Genomic DNA, 16,065 nt, shown 5'->3' with positions numbered 1-16,065 from the left:
CTGCACTGGGGAAATGAAGTATCTAGTGCCGTGTAAACGACGTTACCGTAAAAGAAGCCATTGCATTTTGTGATGGGAATCTGGGTGGAACCACGGGTATAAGCACACTCGTCCCTATTTTAGGGATGAGTGTGCTTTTTATTATGAAATGGAGAGATGAAAAATGAAAGAACAGATGATTGAAATTAAATTTCCAGATGGTAGCGTTAAAGAATTTGTGAAAGGTATTACTTTGGAAGAAATTGCTGGTTCGATTAGTAGTAGTTTAAAAAAGAAAGCAGTCGCAGGAAAAGTTAATGAGCAGTCTTTTGATTTACGATGAAACATTGAAGAAAGTGCGAAAGTAGAAATCATTACTATGGATTCAGATGAAGGGGTAAAAATTGCAAGACACTCTGCGGCACATATATTAGCGCAAGCTGTGAAAAGAATTTATGGTGATGTGAAGCTTGGAGTAGGGCCAGTTATTGAAAATGGATTTTATTATGATATGGATCTTGCAAGTAGTGTAAATGTTGAAGATTTACCGGAAATCGAAAAAGAAATGAAAAATATTATAAATGAAAATGTAAAGATAGAACGAGTTGAAATCTCTCGAGAAGAAGCAAAAAAACTGTTTCAAGAAATGAATGATAGTTTGAAATTAGAGCTTTTAGAAGCAATTCCTAATGATGAGAGTGTAACACTTTATAAACAAGGTGAATTTGTAGATTTATGTAGAGGACCACATTTGCCATCTACTGGTTATTTGAAAGCATTTCAATTAACTCATGTTTCTGGTGCATATTGGCGAGGTGATAGTAATAATCAAGTGCTTCAGCGTATATACGGTGTTGCATTTGCTTCACAAAAAGAATTAGAAAATTATTTGCATTTTGTTGAAGAGGCTGCGAAGAGAAATCATCGGAAATTAGGTAGTGAACTTGAATTGTTTATGTTTTCGGAAGAGGCTCCGGGAATGCCGTTTTACTTGCCGAAAGGACAGATTATTCGCAATGAATTAGAAGCATTTTTAAGAGAAATTCAAAATGAGTACAATTATCAAGAAGTGCGTACTCCATTTATGATGAATCAAGAATTATGGGAGAAGTCAGGACACTGGGGACATTATAAAGATAATATGTATTTCTCAGAAGTAGATCATAAAAGTTTTGCATTAAAACCGATGAACTGCCCAGGACATATGCTTATGTTTAAAAATAAATTGCATTCTTATCGCGAATTACCGATTCGCATGTGTGAGTTCGGTCAAGTGCATCGACATGAATTTAGTGGCGCTTTAAACGGATTATTAAGAGTTCGTACTTTCTGCCAAGATGATGCTCATTTATTTGTAACACCAGAACAAATTGAAGATGAAATTAAATCAGTGTTGGCGCAAATTGATTATGTGTATAAAACTTTTGGATTTGAGTATGAAGTAGAACTTTCTACTCGCCCAGAAGATTCAATGGGTGACGATAAATTATGGGAGCAAGCAGAATCGGCATTAGAAAATGTATTACAATCATTAAATTATAAATATAGATTAAATGAAGGTGACGGTGCATTTTACGGACCGAAAATTGATTTTCATATTAAAGATGCTTTAAATAGAAGTCATCAGTGCGGAACAGTCCAGCTCGATTTCCAAATGCCAGAGAAATTCGATTTAAATTATATAGATGAAAATAATGAAAAAAGAAGACCAGTTGTCATCCACCGAGCAGTTTTAGGATCTTTAGATCGTTTCTTAGCCATATTAATTGAGCACTTTGGCGGCGCATTCCCTACATGGGTGGCACCAGTTCAAGTGAAAGTACTCCCAGTTTCAAATGCAGTACATGTACAATATGCAAATGAGGTTGCAGACAAACTAGCACAAGCTGGAATTCGTGTTGAACGAGATATACGAGATGAAAAATTAGGATATAAAATAAGGGAAGCACAAATGCAAAAAGTTCCTTATGTTCTTGTTATTGGGGATAAGGAAATGGAAAGCGAAGCTGTAAATGTACGAAAATATGGTGAAGAGAAGTCAGAAGTTGTTGCGCTAGATGTATTTGTGGCAAGCATTGAAGAGGAAATAAAGGATAAAAAATAATAATTGATTAGAAAATACGCCATTATAATGAAGTGAACTCGAATAATGGCACATGAAAAAAACACCTCCTGAATTCGCATACTAAGTATGTCAATTCAACGGAGGTGTTTTTTATTTGAAGGGAAGAGTACATTACCTGGATGAGGTAAAGTGGAAAGTGATTGATTTGATATTGAAAGGCCCACAACATTGTAGACATATCTAAAATGTTGGAGGCGATTTGTTTTCTAGTTAATCACTTATTAAAAGTAAAGCTGTTAACTTGTCTTACAAATTTTCTTTAAAAAGTTTCGGTAAAAATTTGCTGAACTGACTCATTTCTTCTACATTGTGTTTATATAAACCACTTAGGTTAATAAATGGTGGTAATCCTTTCGGGAAAATGAATGTAGAAGTCATTACTGTACCGTTCTCGGATTTTTCGTATTGATGTATTACTTGTGAAATTACATCGTCATTATCATCTAAACATGAACCCATTAAAACATGGCTGTAATGGGTATTTATAGGACAATCTTTAGGATCTTCCCATCTAATTCTTAGCGGAAATTCTAGTCCATCCCCAGCAGATTCGATTGAAGCTGATATGGCTCCTACATGCCCATGCACTTTAGGATCAACTAGCCACTTAAAATCAACATGTTCTTCTGGGTGCCATAGTTTATATCGTTCAGAGTTATCAATATTATCCCACCACCAGTCAATCATTTCTGGTGTTACGTCATTCAATTCATGTTCAACTACTAGTGATACTTGGTTTTTCATTTCTGTACCTCCTATTTTTTAATCAACATAGTGTTGGTTATTTATATTTAGTATTATAGTATGGGTATCTTATGGGTTCAATAAACAGAAATAGCTGATCTGTTGCATTCTGAACATTATATAAAAATATGTCTAAAAAAAGTTATGAGGTAAAAAATGAAAAGTGCATACACTGATTTACGTGTAGCTCGTACTAAAGAAGCGATACGTGATGCACTAACTGAATTAATAAATGAAAAAGGGTTTGATTCCATTACGGTTAAGGATATTACAGCTAGAGCCAATATTAATCGAGGGACATTTTACTTACATTATCGTGATAAATATGACCTATTTGATTTGTGGAGTAGTATTGGTGATTTATATTTTATATTCATTTTTTCTAAAAGATGAAAGTGATTTGAATGTAATTATTATATTAACTGTCTTGCTCATTATTTCTGTAATTTTAGACAAAAGAAACATAAAAAAACGGATCGATTAAAGATCGGTTTTTTTTATATTTTTTAATAATAATGAAAGTAAACCAATATTTAAAAGTTTACTTTGGAACGGCTTAAGAAAAATAACATTCACTTCTTATGGAAAGTAGTCATAGGAATACAGCCTTCATTGTGGGCGGGGTGCACATATTTATAAAAAAATACCCTTGTCCAATCCATTATCATTCTTTAGTCATTTAATATTACAAAGGGGGTGAGAACATGGAAAACAATGAAAAAATCACGTTTCGATTTGTAAAAAAAAATGGGCAAGAAATTAATTTGGGAAATCTTGATGATAAACGAAAAATTGTCATTGTCATTAATAATCAGATTACATTTGCACCGAATACAACACAAATCGCCAGTGGAGCCGGACAAAATAGTGCAGCAGGAAGTAATGCAGCAATCGATTCATCGAATACCCGACAGCAAGAAACGGTGGGCGCTGGAGGCGAAGCGATAAATAAAGGAATTAGTGGGGATCAGATTGAGCCGCATAAAATGAAAAAAGAAACTTCGGATGAAGAGGCAGAATTTGTACTCATCATCAATAATCAAATTAATAGAACCCGTGAGAAACAGGCTAGTGCTACTCAAGTGGCAAGTGGTGGTGGAGATGACAGTGCAGCGGGAACCAACGCTGCCATCGAAAGTTCTAACACCAAACAGCAGCATGCAGTGGGAGGCGGAACGGATAGTTCGGCAGTAAACACAGGTGAAGAAGGCGACCAAATAGAAAAATGCGATTAAAGAAGGAAAAATAATGTGAATTTTAAAGGTTCTCTCAGTTTATCTGAGGGATTTTTTTTACTTTAATTGTATTGGTAATTTGATAATAAACTTAAACCGTATGTATTCAAAGTGAACAAATAATGGATACAGGATTTGGTGCTAGCCTATAAAGAAAAGAAACCCTAAGGTGCCTTCCTCCGACTTGAACCACTTTTTTTAGTAACCGAATTCTCCATCAAAATCACTGCAAGTACCGCCGTAACTCATAATTCTCCTTAATTCAAACGTAACAATTTAGAGTATAAGAATATTTTCTGGCCTTTAATATAATGTGAAATTAGTAAGGAGCTTATTTTATGAAAAAATGTTAACTAAAAAAGCGTTAGAAGTGATTATTTGAATAAATTAATATTATTGTTTTCATTGGCTACATTCTGTCTAAATATTGCAGGATGTTCTAATGATATGGCTACACTAAGGAATAAGTCTAAACCTTCAACAACTGTGAAGGTTAAATGCATCAACAAAGCGTGGTACAAAAAACATATGTTATGCAATAGTCTAAATAGACTTTAAATAGTTGATGATAAAGGTCATAAAGAAAAGACACCCTAAGGTACCTTCTTCAGACTTGAACCATCTTAATTTTAATAATATGTATTGGACTCCCATCCAAATAGTATTTTACCATGTTAAGTTATTTTATTCATTGAGAAATATGGTTCAAATCTATATTTTAATAAGTTATATAGAAGAGAACAAGCTATTAATTAGGGATAAAACTACATGCCGAGCCGATCAAGTTAAGACATCATAATATCCCAGAATGAAAGTTTTGAGCATGTTGCTCGTATTTATTGTTTGGGGATAACTCGTTCTTTTAGCTTGATGGAGATGGGGTACCGTCAGTATTTCGGAAAAAACCCACGCTAAGAGCATGCAAGATTTTATACAGTTTTTCGGCTAATCTAGTAACAAATAAGAACCCTAAAACCGCGCCAGGATAGGAATGTATAAAAAATGCATAGATCCATAGAACAAAAAAGAAGGTCCCTTGTGAGAATAGGATTCCCCCTTTTCGGGTTCACTTCAATTTCAAAGTGGTGTGTTTTCTTTTTTACCTTACAAAATTGTAAGGTAAATGTAAGAGAAATCGAATGAACGAGTTTTAGAAAAATGAGAATATTAAGAAGTGATATGATTCATATTTCTTTTAAGTTTGAAAAGTTAAAAAATCCTTAAGGATTTATATGACAAAAAGATAAGAAATATATGAGAAGTTAATACTATACAAAAGGGATGGAGTGAAAGAGATGTCAACAAATGTAGTTACTGTAGAAAGTGTAGAAAAAACGTATGGGAAAAGAAATGAGAATCAGTCAAAAGCATTAAGGGGTGTTTCATTAAGTATTAAAGAAGGAGAGTTTGTAGGGATTATGGGTCCATCTGGATCTGGTAAAACGACATTACTAAATGTGATTAGTACACTTGATCAAGCGACAGGTGGCAGTGTAACAATAGCTGGCACAAATATTACTTCTATGAAAGGGAATGCATTATCAGATTTTCGTTCTCAAAAATTAGGATTTATTTTTCAAGATTTTAATCTACTAGAAAATTTATCAATTTATGAAAATATCGCTTTACCACTTTCCTTGCAAGGCGTACCGTCAAGTGAGATTACTGGAAAAGTAAATGAAGTAGCAAAGAAATTAGGGATTACTGAAATTTTAACTAAATATCCGACTGCTGTTTCTGGTGGACAAAAACAAAGAACAGCGGCAGCACGAGCTTTAGTACATAATCCGGCAATCGTATTAGCAGATGAACCGACAGGAGCACTTGATAGTAAAAATGCAAAAAGTTTATTAGAAGCGATGCAAGATTTACATGAAAATCACAATGTAAGTATTTTGATGGTAACACACGATGCATTTAGTGCGAGCTATTGTGAACGTATTTTATTTATACAGGATGGACTTCTTTATAAAGAGTTAAAACGTCAAGGAACACGAGAAAATTTCTATCAAGATATTTTAGGTGTGCTTGCCCAAATGGGCTCAGCGGCTGAGCCTAAGTAAGGGGGCGAGACTATGTTATTCAAATTATCACGTCATAGTATGAAAAAAATGTTAAAGGATTATATGGTTTTACTTATTGGTCTAGTCATTAGTATTAGTATTTTTTACATGTTCCAAACGATGGCGATGAATAGTGAATTTACAAAAGATAATAGTCTCATTAGTAGTATTAGGCTCGTCTTCTGGGTTGGTGCAATATTGCTTTCTTTCATTACAGTTTTTTACATCATATATGCCAATTCTTTTTTACTTACATTAAGAAGAAAAGAACTCGGTATGTACATGATGCTTGGAGCGAAAAAGAAAAAAGTAGCGCAATTATTATTTATTGAGACTTTTGGTATGGGGATTGTCAGTATTATTATCGGTATTTTAGTAGGAATAGTACTTGCTAGTGTAGCAGGAAATTTTTTAATGAATGGAATGGAAATTTCAGCAAAAGGTAATTACGCATCTGTGTACACACCAGCTATATTAGTTACATCTATTTTCTTCTTAATATTATTTTTCATTACTGGTTTAATGAATAGTTTCCGATTATTACGTAAAACAGAATTAGAGTTAATACGTGAAGATGAAACGCAAGATGAGGTGAAGAAAAGTAAAACTCGCACAGTTATTATGACAGTACTAGGTGTATTGCTAGTAAGTACAGGATACTATTTTATGGTAAATATACAAATGTTTGCTGAACTAGGATTTATAATAGCGACAATCGTTACGACATTAGGAACGTATTTCATTTTCAACTCATTACTGCCACTTTTTGTAATGAAAATTAAGGGGAATAAAAAGCGAAATGAAACGGGATTAAATAGTTTTACTTATGCACAGTTACGCTTTCGAGTGACTAGTTTATCGAGAGTACTAGGCACTGTAGCGATGTTAATTGCATTAGGTGCAGGTGCGATGACAGCAGGTATGGCGTTTCAAAAGAACGTCGGTATTATGACAGACTTCTCACGTGTGTATGATGTCGTAATTCATGATCCAAATGAACAAGATAAAGCAGCATTAAAAGAAATGGAAATTGTTGAAGAAAGTAAGTATAAGTATAAAGTAGATGAAGAAGCAGTTTATTACTTACGTAACGACTTAACTGAAAAACCACCACTTATTTCAGATCATTTTGATACAAAGACTTTAAAAGAACCTGCTCGTAAACGTGTAGCTGAACCTTTAACTGAACCCGTATATTCTGCTTTGGAAGCTCCTGAAGTAGCGAATAAGCTTCCTCGTATGCCAAAAGATTGGGAAGATGCGGTTGTAAGAGAAATACAAATTACACATAATCAATTTAACGGAAAACCTGTAAGAATTGCTGATGAAGAGCATTATAAAGGAATTCAAGGAACAGAACACACTGTGACATTAGCAAAAGTAGATGATATGAAAAAATATAAACCGTTGTTGATCGAAATAGATAAGAGACAAAAAGAACAAATTGAAAAAACAACAGGTGCAAAAGTAGACTTATTTACTAAAATGACAATTTATCAGTTTATGAACAGTTTCATGAGCGGGACAATGTTTATGGGATTTTTCCTTGGAATTGCCTTTTTGGCAATGATGGCAAGTTCTCTTATGTTCAAAATATTAACGGGCGCTTCTCGTGATGTACGCCGTTATGAAATGTTACGAAAAATTGGTGTGAGACGTAGTATGCTGACAAAAAGTATATATAAAGAAATTTCATATTTATTTATCTTCCCAGCAATTATTGGAATTTCCCACGTTTTAGTAGGGCTTAACTTATTCAGCTTCATATTAGTTGACCCGTTTGTAAAAGTGTGGATGCCAATAGGAATCTTCATAGTAATTTATTTCATTTATTATTGGATTACTGTCCAACTTTATAAAGGGATGGTAATGCCGAAAGAAGAAGTAGCGAAATAGTTTAAGAAAAAAGTCCTTGTTATGAAAACAAGGGCTTTTTTCTATAGGTGTCATACATAAATATGTGTATGCGAGATGTTATAAAGTCTTTCTGAGGTTAGAATATTGAAAATTAAGAAAATATTAAGAGTTTATATAGAGGAAAGTTAAGAAGTGTATGGGACATTAATAATGTATAAAAAGATTGAGATGAAATTGGAAAGTGTAATTGCCCTACGTTCTTATTTTTTGAGGCGATTTGATGTAGTTTTATAGAATTAAATCGATATTTTTATAAATTTAGATAGAAAGGAAGCGTCTTATGAAGAAGATAAAAAAAATAATAAAACTTATTGGAGTCACTGTTATACTACTAATAATCATTGCACTAGTATTTCCTACATGGACTTCACAAATAAAAGGTAATAACAGTATAAGTACATTAGAACAAGTAGAGATAAATGGAAGTGATCATGAAATTATGATACGCGGCAAAGATAAGAGTAATCCAGTTATTATCTTTGTACATGGTGGACCTGGTTCTTCAGAAATACCGTATGCTCAAAAATATCAAGACTTATTGGAAGAGAAATTTACAGTTGTTAATTATGACCAAAGAGCAAGCGGGAAATCGTATCATTTCTTTGAAGACTATTCTAACCTTTCGTCAGATCTACTCGTGGAGGATTTATTAGCTATGACGGATTACGTTTCAAAACGTCTCGGTAAAGAAAAAGTAATATTGATTGGTCATTCTTACGGTACATATATTGGAATGCAAGCTGCCAATAAAGCTCCTGAAAAATATGAAGCGTATGTTGGTATAGGGCAGATGAGTGATACAGTAGAAAGTGAGATGAATAGTTTAAACTACGTTATTGAACAGGCACAAAATGCTGGGAATGCGGATGAGGTTTCACATTTAAAAGGGTTAACTGAACAAATTAAAAATGGCGATACATATCCCCCGCGAAATTATGTTGCGAAATACGGTGGAACGTCAAGACTTATTGAAAATCCAGATGGTGATAACATAGGGATGTTATTCAGTAATGAATATAACTTGTTTGACGTAATTCGTTATAACTATGGATTATCCTATTCTCAAACAGTTTTATTAGAAAAAGATTTAAAGAATCCATTACCTACTAAAGTAACTAAGCTGAATCTACCGTTTTATTTTCTTATGGGAAAATATGATTATAATACTTCATTTCTTGCAGCAAAAAAATATTTTGATATGATTGAAGCTGATAAAAAAGAATTTATTACTTTTGAGAAATCAGCTCATTATCCGCAATTTGAAGAGAAGGAAAAGTTTTATAAATGGATGTGCGACACATTCGTCAAGTAAATCAAATGTATCCGAACTTTAGGAAATTAAAAAAATTGAGAGATTAAGTAGGTATTAGCGAGAAGTTTAAAGATTTTAGATAAATATCCACAACAAATTCGTGAAGTGAAGAAAAATGTAAAGACTCTTGTATTTATGAACAAGGGTCTTTTTTTTAGCTTGTTTTTTATAAAGAAGGAAAAGATTGGATAATGGTCGAAAAATATAACAAGACTTCCGAGAAATGACCGAAATAATAATATTTTGTCGAGAGAAAGGATATTGAGTATGAAAGAAATGCTACAGTTATTTCGAAAGAAAGTGTATGCACGCTTTTTTCTAGCAAATATTTTAGAGCGACTCGGTTCTATGATTGCTGGAATTTCTTTAATGTTTTACTTGTTAGACCAATACAGTGCAGCAACAGGTATTAATCAAATGGTAAATAGTTTGTATGCTCTATTTGGTTTATTATTATTTGTTACGTGCCTTTATCAAGCTATATTACCTAGTGGGCAAAAGAGAGTGCAGGGTATAGCTGAAGAGATGTAATATGTCCAACTTTTTATCTCTGAATATTCTATCAAATTCTAAGGGGAATAGTTATGTTGATGCGAACTGCTAAGTGGTGTGGTATTACTTGTTTACAATTATTTGCTGCAATCTTATGTATAATCTGTCTAGGTGCGCTCCCTCGGTTATTTAAGGGATTGCAAATTGATTTAATCGGTTTTTGGAATGCAATTATATATGTTGGTGAGAAAGTACTTCACCCAACTGAAATTACATATGGTTTTCAAGCGCCGAGAAAATTATTTCCGCAAATTTGGATCCATTATATTGAAACGATGATAGTATTTCTTTCAGCTTTTTTACTTTCTTTATGTATAGCGTATGTACTTGTTGTTTTTGTACTGCAACGAACTCATATGAAACAAAGAATATGGAATGGGATTTTTCTTACCCTTGAGAGCATACCAGATATTTTACTTATTTTATTATCGCAACTTCTTGTCGTAATATTTTTCAAAAAACAGGGTTTATGCCAATCAAACTGGCTGGATTAGGGGAAGAAAGAGTACGTTTGTTACCGATTATATGTCTTACAATACCAACAACGTTATTGTTTATTAAACTTTTGTTATTAAGGTTCAGAGAAGAATTAGAGAAAGATTATAGTATGTTTGCCAAGAGTAAAGGGTTAAGCTTACGGCATATTTTGACACATCATATTTCAAGAAATGTTTTATTGACGACAGTTTATTATGCGAAAACAAATATTTTATTTATGCTATCCAATTTATATATTATTGAATGGATTTTTAACACGTATGGAATGTTTGTATTTGTAAAAGAACATTCGAACATAGAAATTTTCACAGTAAGTTTAATTATATTATATGTACCGATTTTTATCTTGTTTCGTTTATTACATACGCTTTTACAAAATGTTATAAAGGAGCGTGCGTAATATGTGGCAAGTTGTTAAAAGAGATGTAAGATTTTGGTTTGGTGTTACTTTTTTAAGTGTACTTATGATTGTTAGTATTGGGAATACGTTGTTTTTCGATGGGAACATTCGAGAACTAACGATGTTGTATAACGAAAAAGGAGAATTAGAGGCTGCTCCGTTTTCGCCATCGAGTAAATTTTGGTTCGGAAGTGATGACAAAGGTCGCGATCTTTTCCAGTTAATAATAGAAGGAGCAAAATGGACTGTAGGTGCGAGTATAGTTATTGCAGTTTTACGTGTAGTGATTGGGGGAGGCATTGGTTTATTACTTGGTATGTACAGTAAACGCTCATTTCCAGTTATCTCATCTTTTTTTGATCCATTCAGTATCGTGCCAATGGTTATGATTTCCTATTTTATTTTAAAGGAAGTTTTAATGTTCGACAGTGGAGAGGCAGCTGCTCCGTTTCATTTGCGAGTTGCGTTTCAAATTATAGTTCTTGCATGTCTTGCAGTACCGACAGTTATGTTGTATGTAGCGCAAGAAGTCAAGCGAATTAAGAAAGAAGAATTTATGTTGGCGGCAACAGTGCTTGGAGGAAGTAAGTGGCAAAGACTGAAGCGTCATGTATGGCCGCATATGTTACCATCATTTCTTTTATTAGTAGCCCAGCAATTTGTTAGCACTTTATTACTTCTCTTACATCTGGGTTTGTTGCGATTATTTTTTGGCGGAACAATAATTTTTGGCGCTATAGATGCAGATAGTGTAACAAAGGAATGGACTGGCCTAATTGGTCAAAACTTCCGTCACTTAACTACTCATACATGGATTGTACTTATACCAATCGCTTTCTATAGTATGACAATCTTGTCAGGAAATCTTATTAGTAATAGTATGCAAGATGCGATTAAACTAGGAAATGTAAGAATGCCGAAGAGGAAGGATAAAGAAGTGAAAGTAGAGAAGCAAGTACAACCTACTATGAATGATTTTTCTTTCTATAAAGAGGTACAAAAATAAAGAAAGATAGCTGAAGACAAATTGTTTTCAGCTATCTTTTTTGTTTAAAGTGGTGGTAAATCAATCTTACCTTCTTCAAATAATTCTTTTATCATATGTTTCGTATAACCAGCTGCTTGACCAAATGTGATTTTTGCTGGCATTGGTGCTTCATTTACATCTACAACTACATCAATAATGCATGGTTTACTTTGTTTTACCGCATTTTCAAAGGCAGGAAGTAAGTCATCTAACTGTTCTACACGGTATCCAATACCACCGCACGCCTCTGCGTATTTTGCGAAATCAGGATTCGTTAAGTCTGTACCAAATTCAATATTCCCCATAACTTCTTGTTCGAATTTAATCATAGCAATTTTATTATTGTTTAATACAATGACAACGATTGGTAGTTTATATTTAACAGCTGTTACGAAATCGTTCATTGTCATTCCGAATCCGCCGTCACCACAAACTGCAAACACTTGTTTATCCGGGAAAGCAATTTGTCCAGCAAGTGCACCAGGTAAACCGCAGCCAAGTGTTGCAAGCCAACTAGAAATGATAAATTTCTGGTTTGTCATACGGAAGTGCCTCGCAGTCCATACTGTTACATTTCCGACATCGACTGAAAGAATTGCATCATCTTCTGCTACTTTCTGCAGTGCATGCATAACTCGTTGTGGTTTAATTGGAGTAGAAGAATCTTCTTCTTGAGTGTGTAATTTTTCTTCCCACTTTTTCATCATTTCTTGATGATGCTCTAAGAAGGAATGATCCTCGTGTTTTTCTACATTTTCAATTAACCATTTTAATGTTTTATCAGCATCACCAGCTAAGCCGATATCTGTCGTATAACGTTTCCCGATTTGTGCGGGGTCTGTATCAATATGAAGTGTTTTTGCTTTTTCGGGTAAGAAACCAGTGAACGGATAAGAAGTGCCCACCATAATTAAAGTATCTGCATGCTTCATTGCTTCATAAGAAGGTTTCGTCCCGATTAATCCTAATCCACCGATACAAAGAGGGTGTTCATCAGGAACAATCCCTTTAGCTGGTAATGTAAGTACGATTGGAGCACCGATATGTTCTGCAAATGCAAGTAAAGACTCTCTCGCATGTTTCGCGCCTTTCCCGGCTAAAATAACAGGTTTTTTCGCTTCATTAAGTGCGAGTTTCGCTACAGTTAAATCTTCTTCTTGCGGAAATATTTCAGGTAATGTAAAGGAAGAGTTCGTAATACGTGCACCATTTTTCACTTCAAATTTCGGAACATCATCTGGAATGGTTAGAACCGATACACCTTTTTTCGTATATGCCATTCGAATCGCTTGATTCACTACAGCAGGTAGTTGTTCAGCTGACATTATTCGTTGGTTATAAACCGCAACGTCATCAAACATTCTTTCTAAGTTTACTTCTTGGAAAAAATCCGTCCCGAGTAAATCGGTTTCTACTTGTCCTGAAATTGCTAATACAGGAGCTTGATCGAGTTTTGCATCGTATAAACCATTTAATAAATGAATAGCTCCAGGTCCTGCAATAGCCATACAAACACCAAGATTCCCTGTTAATTTCGCATATGCCGCCGCTGCTAACGCGCCAGCTTCTTCATGGCGAACTTGAATAAATTTAATTTTATCTTGTTTTTTTCTTAAAGCTTCAATTATAGAATTGATGGAATCTCCAGGCATACCATATATGTGTTCTACGCCCCAATCAATTAAAAGATCTACTAATGCTTCACCGGCTGTTTTCCCAAACATAATCGTTCCTCCTTATAATAGGTAGATACTATTATGTTTTGGAGAAAAAGGAAAAATATACAAATGATATAACTTATTTGTTTTAATGATGTCCAGTGAAAAGAGTGAAGACTATTATTAGTAAAAATCCACTTGTAGACCACGATAGAAACGGAAGGAAAGGTAGCTGTTTTTTTGCTTTCCAAAGCATTTCGTGAATTGTGACATAGCCAAGAGAACCAATTGCACTTCCCATAGTAAGTCCTTGTAAATGGAGAGCTTTCCCATCCATCATAATGCCAAAAACAGTACCGGTCCCTAGGATGAGAGAAAGTAATAAAGTTGTTAATAAAAATGAAATATATTTATGTTTTGTAAAAAGAAATGGAATAATTAAAGCTAACCCTTCTGGAATATGGTGAATGACAATCGCAAGTAAGAAAGGAATGGCAGAGTCGTTATGATTCGTAAATGCTGTACCTAAAGCAAACCCACTCGGCATATTATGAATGAATATAGCGAAAGAAAGAAAAAGGAAGGTTTGCCATGCTTGTTGATCTTTCTTATGTATAATCGGATGATGGCAATAGTTATCTAATAAACTCATAACTAATACTCCCATAGCTATCCCAAGTATAGGACCTATTATTTCATAGCTTGAAAATGTCTCAGGAATAATTTCAAGTGATAAAAGCCCAAGCAAAATCCCACCACATAATGCGTATAAGCGATGCATCTTTTCTTCAATTAGTTGGCGTGTTGCTACTCCAACAGCACCTCCTAATAGTAATCCACCGAACGAAAAAAATGTTACAATCATTGGGATCCATAATCGTTCCACTTTATCACACTCCGATTCTTTCCACTTATTTTTAGCTTACGAAAAGGAAAGTTAGATTAGTCCAAGTAATTGTGTTTGATTATAGAGAAAAAACTGTGAATTCATTATAATTTATATATTAAAATGAAATGGGGAATGTAAGTACAAACAAAATGGAACTTATCTGAATATGAAAATCCAAAACGATATGATATAGAAAATAAAAGTTTGTCAGATTTTCCGTTTTTACTATCATGGGCGCAAAAACTAAATATACAAAATGAATGTATTCTAGATATAGCCTGTGGAACAGGGAGAGTTACAATTCCATTCATAGAAAACGGGTATCAAATGATTGGTATAGATATACATGAAGGAATGCTTGCTGAAGCGAAGAGTAAATCTGCGAGTTTAAAGAATATAAAGTGGTTACAGCAAGACTGCTTGCAATTGAGGGTCGAAGAAACAATTCCGTTAGCATTTATGGTAGGACATGGATTCCAACATTTTCTTACTAATACACATCAAAATCAATTATTAGCATCGATTCATAATGTAATAACTGATAATGGTATATTCATATTTGATACACGTTTTCCGTCAAAGGAAGAATTAATACAACCATCTACAGAAGAATATTGGACAACTATTACAGATGAAAAGGGAAGAAGATGCGATTTATATACTGAGATGAATTATGATTCAATTCAACAAATACAGCACTACATAACAACAAGAAGGTTTTATGAGGAGGATACGCTAGTAGAGGAACTGAAAACAACAATAGATCTTCGGTATACGTATCCACAAGAATTAGAAAGATTACTAGTAGCGAATGGGTTTGAATTGTTACATATATATAATGATTGGGATGGGAATGAGTTGCAGGAGAATTGTTATTCTATGGTGGTAGTTTGCCGAAAGAAAAGATAGGGATGCTGATTATTAGTTGATAAGTGACATAAAGAAGTGTTCCTTATCAAACAGAAGAATGGGAACATCCTGATATAAGTGATGATCAAAAACCGAGTGAGAGCATCTTTTTTCAAAGTTTAGCTAAAGCGATTGAATTAAATAATGTGAATTTGATTACTGTAGGGAAAGTGAATAATGATTGGACCAATTGGACATGGAGTGATTTTGAAAAACAAGAAGAGGATGACCTTTAAATCAGAAACTGTTTTTCACCACCTATGATACATTGAAAAATTTTTAACAATATTTTATCGGCAAAGCCACGTATGAACTTCGCTTTCACATCTAAATCATTTGAGTTGAACAATTGTATTCACTCCAATCGTATTAGTTATTACTAATATGTGTGTCAAAATATTTTAAAAAAAGATTGATATATGTTTCTTCGCTTTATTTTTAATGTGAAAAGGAATGTAAATAAGGAATAAAAAAATAATAAAGTTAGTAGAAGTGAAGGGGGGATAGTGTTTGGTGCACGCATTAATAGATTTTATGTAACAGGGAAGAGAAGCCCTTTGTTTAAATTTCAGGGGATATAAAATGTAAAAGTTGACTGGGATTTATTTCTCATGCTAACATATAGATAATTTAATCAAGGCGGTGGAAATGTATTGGACTCAGATGTTGACTCGGATAGGTGGCTAAATGACCTCGATTTTCTCAAAGTACCTCTCATCATTTTGAGAATGTAGATTGTATTCAATCTCATGTTAAA

10 protein-coding genes and 5 pseudogenes are annotated in these 16,065 nt (G+C 33.8%); 11 read left to right on the top strand and 4 right to left on the bottom strand.

Annotated features, from left to right (window positions below; all coding sequences use genetic code 11):
- Positions 1-163: 163 nt before the first annotated feature.
- Positions 164-2,083, top strand: a pseudogene (gene thrS, locus ACFVQC_RS22280) (threonine--tRNA ligase).
- A gap of 267 nt (positions 2,084-2,350) precedes the next feature.
- Here thrS and ACFVQC_RS22275 read toward each other — a convergent pair.
- The gene (locus ACFVQC_RS22275) at positions 2,351-2,848 is read right to left on the bottom strand and encodes a DAPG hydrolase family protein (protein ID WP_377899294.1); all 498 of its coding nucleotides are present in this window, start codon (positions 2,846-2,848) and stop codon (positions 2,351-2,353) included.
- A gap of 156 nt (positions 2,849-3,004) precedes the next feature.
- Here ACFVQC_RS22275 and ACFVQC_RS22270 point away from each other — a divergent pair.
- The 8 genes and pseudogenes from ACFVQC_RS22270 to ACFVQC_RS22235 all read left to right on the top strand — a co-directional run.
- Positions 3,005-3,181: pseudogene (locus ACFVQC_RS22270) on the top strand (TetR/AcrR family transcriptional regulator); the annotation flags it as partial.
- Between the two features lie 371 nt (positions 3,182-3,552).
- Positions 3,553-4,083, top strand: a complete 531-nt coding sequence (locus ACFVQC_RS22265; protein WP_002065306.1) for a hypothetical protein — start codon at positions 3,553-3,555, stop codon at positions 4,081-4,083.
- A 1,295-nt stretch (positions 4,084-5,378) separates the two neighbouring features.
- Positions 5,379-6,146, top strand: a complete 768-nt coding sequence (locus ACFVQC_RS22260) for an ABC transporter ATP-binding protein (RefSeq protein ID WP_201040266.1) — start codon at positions 5,379-5,381, stop codon at positions 6,144-6,146.
- 12 nt (positions 6,147-6,158) lie between these two features.
- Positions 6,159-8,042 carry an ABC transporter permease gene (locus tag ACFVQC_RS22255; RefSeq protein ID WP_377899293.1) on the top strand — a complete coding sequence of 628 codons (1,884 nt, stop codon included), beginning with the start codon at positions 6,159-6,161 and terminating at the stop codon, positions 8,040-8,042.
- A 301-nt stretch (positions 8,043-8,343) separates the two neighbouring features.
- Positions 8,344-9,375, top strand: a complete 1,032-nt coding sequence (locus ACFVQC_RS22250; protein WP_377899292.1) for an alpha/beta hydrolase — start codon at positions 8,344-8,346, stop codon at positions 9,373-9,375.
- Between the two features lie 267 nt (positions 9,376-9,642).
- A pseudogene (locus ACFVQC_RS22245) lies at positions 9,643-9,772 on the top strand (MFS transporter); the annotation flags it as partial.
- Positions 9,773-9,959: 187 nt separating this feature from the next.
- A pseudogene (locus ACFVQC_RS22240) lies at positions 9,960-10,825 on the top strand (ABC transporter permease subunit).
- Between the two features lies 1 nt (position 10,826).
- Entirely contained in the window at positions 10,827-11,831 is a 1,005-nt protein-coding gene (locus tag ACFVQC_RS22235; protein WP_335470990.1) for an ABC transporter permease subunit, read from the top strand.
- Between the two features lie 44 nt (positions 11,832-11,875).
- Here ACFVQC_RS22235 and ACFVQC_RS22230 read toward each other — a convergent pair whose 3' ends face one another.
- Both ACFVQC_RS22230 and ACFVQC_RS22225 read right to left on the bottom strand, forming a co-directional pair.
- Positions 11,876-13,576: a pyruvate oxidase gene (locus ACFVQC_RS22230; protein ID WP_377899290.1), complete on the bottom strand. Its 1,701-nt coding sequence runs from the start codon at positions 13,574-13,576 to the stop codon at positions 11,876-11,878.
- Between the two features lie 82 nt (positions 13,577-13,658).
- Entirely contained in the window at positions 13,659-14,396 is a 738-nt protein-coding gene (locus tag ACFVQC_RS22225; RefSeq protein WP_377891030.1) for a ZIP family metal transporter, read from the bottom strand.
- Between the two features lie 192 nt (positions 14,397-14,588).
- Between ACFVQC_RS22225 and ACFVQC_RS22220 the strand changes: the two genes are divergently transcribed.
- Both ACFVQC_RS22220 and ACFVQC_RS22215 read left to right on the top strand, forming a co-directional pair.
- Positions 14,589-15,308 carry a class I SAM-dependent methyltransferase gene (locus ACFVQC_RS22220; RefSeq protein WP_377899330.1) on the top strand — a complete coding sequence of 240 codons (720 nt, stop codon included), beginning with the start codon at positions 14,589-14,591 and terminating at the stop codon, positions 15,306-15,308.
- A 74-nt stretch (positions 15,309-15,382) separates the two neighbouring features.
- The gene (locus tag ACFVQC_RS22215; RefSeq protein ID WP_377899329.1) at positions 15,383-15,544 is read left to right on the top strand and encodes a DUF7003 family protein; all 162 of its coding nucleotides are present in this window, start codon (positions 15,383-15,385) and stop codon (positions 15,542-15,544) included.
- A gap of 11 nt (positions 15,545-15,555) precedes the next feature.
- On the opposite strand, the pseudogene ACFVQC_RS22210 reads toward ACFVQC_RS22215, so the two are convergent.
- A pseudogene (locus ACFVQC_RS22210) lies at positions 15,556-15,657 on the bottom strand (ArsR/SmtB family transcription factor); the annotation flags it as partial.
- Between the last annotated feature and the right edge of the window lie 408 nt (positions 15,658-16,065).

It is taken from the genome of Bacillus sp. NPDC057893, from assembly GCF_042796455.1.
Lineage (GTDB): Bacteria > Bacillota > Bacilli > Bacillales > Bacillaceae_G > Bacillus_A.
The sequence above is the reverse complement of the archived record's forward strand: the minus strand, read 5'-3'. Positions and strand labels throughout refer to the sequence as shown.

What these genes read in the sequence shown, in the direction of transcription:
- ACFVQC_RS22255 (WP_377899293.1), top strand. Translation starts at nt 6,159, where the DNA reads ATGTTATTCAAATTATCACGTCATAGTATGAAAAAAATGTTAAAGGAT.
- ACFVQC_RS22235 (WP_335470990.1), top strand. Translation starts at nt 10,827, where the DNA reads ATGTGGCAAGTTGTTAAAAGAGATGTAAGATTTTGGTTTGGTGTTACT.
- ACFVQC_RS22230 (WP_377899290.1), bottom strand. Translation starts at nt 13,576, where the DNA reads ATGTTTGGGAAAACAGCCGGTGAAGCATTAGTAGATCTTTTAATTGAT.
- ACFVQC_RS22250 (WP_377899292.1), top strand. Translation starts at nt 8,344, where the DNA reads ATGAAGAAGATAAAAAAAATAATAAAACTTATTGGAGTCACTGTTATA.
- ACFVQC_RS22265 (WP_002065306.1), top strand. Translation starts at nt 3,553, where the DNA reads ATGGAAAACAATGAAAAAATCACGTTTCGATTTGTAAAAAAAAATGGG.
- ACFVQC_RS22260 (WP_201040266.1), top strand. Translation starts at nt 5,379, where the DNA reads ATGTCAACAAATGTAGTTACTGTAGAAAGTGTAGAAAAAACGTATGGG.
- ACFVQC_RS22275 (WP_377899294.1), bottom strand. Translation starts at nt 2,848, where the DNA reads ATGAAAAACCAAGTATCACTAGTAGTTGAACATGAATTGAATGACGTA.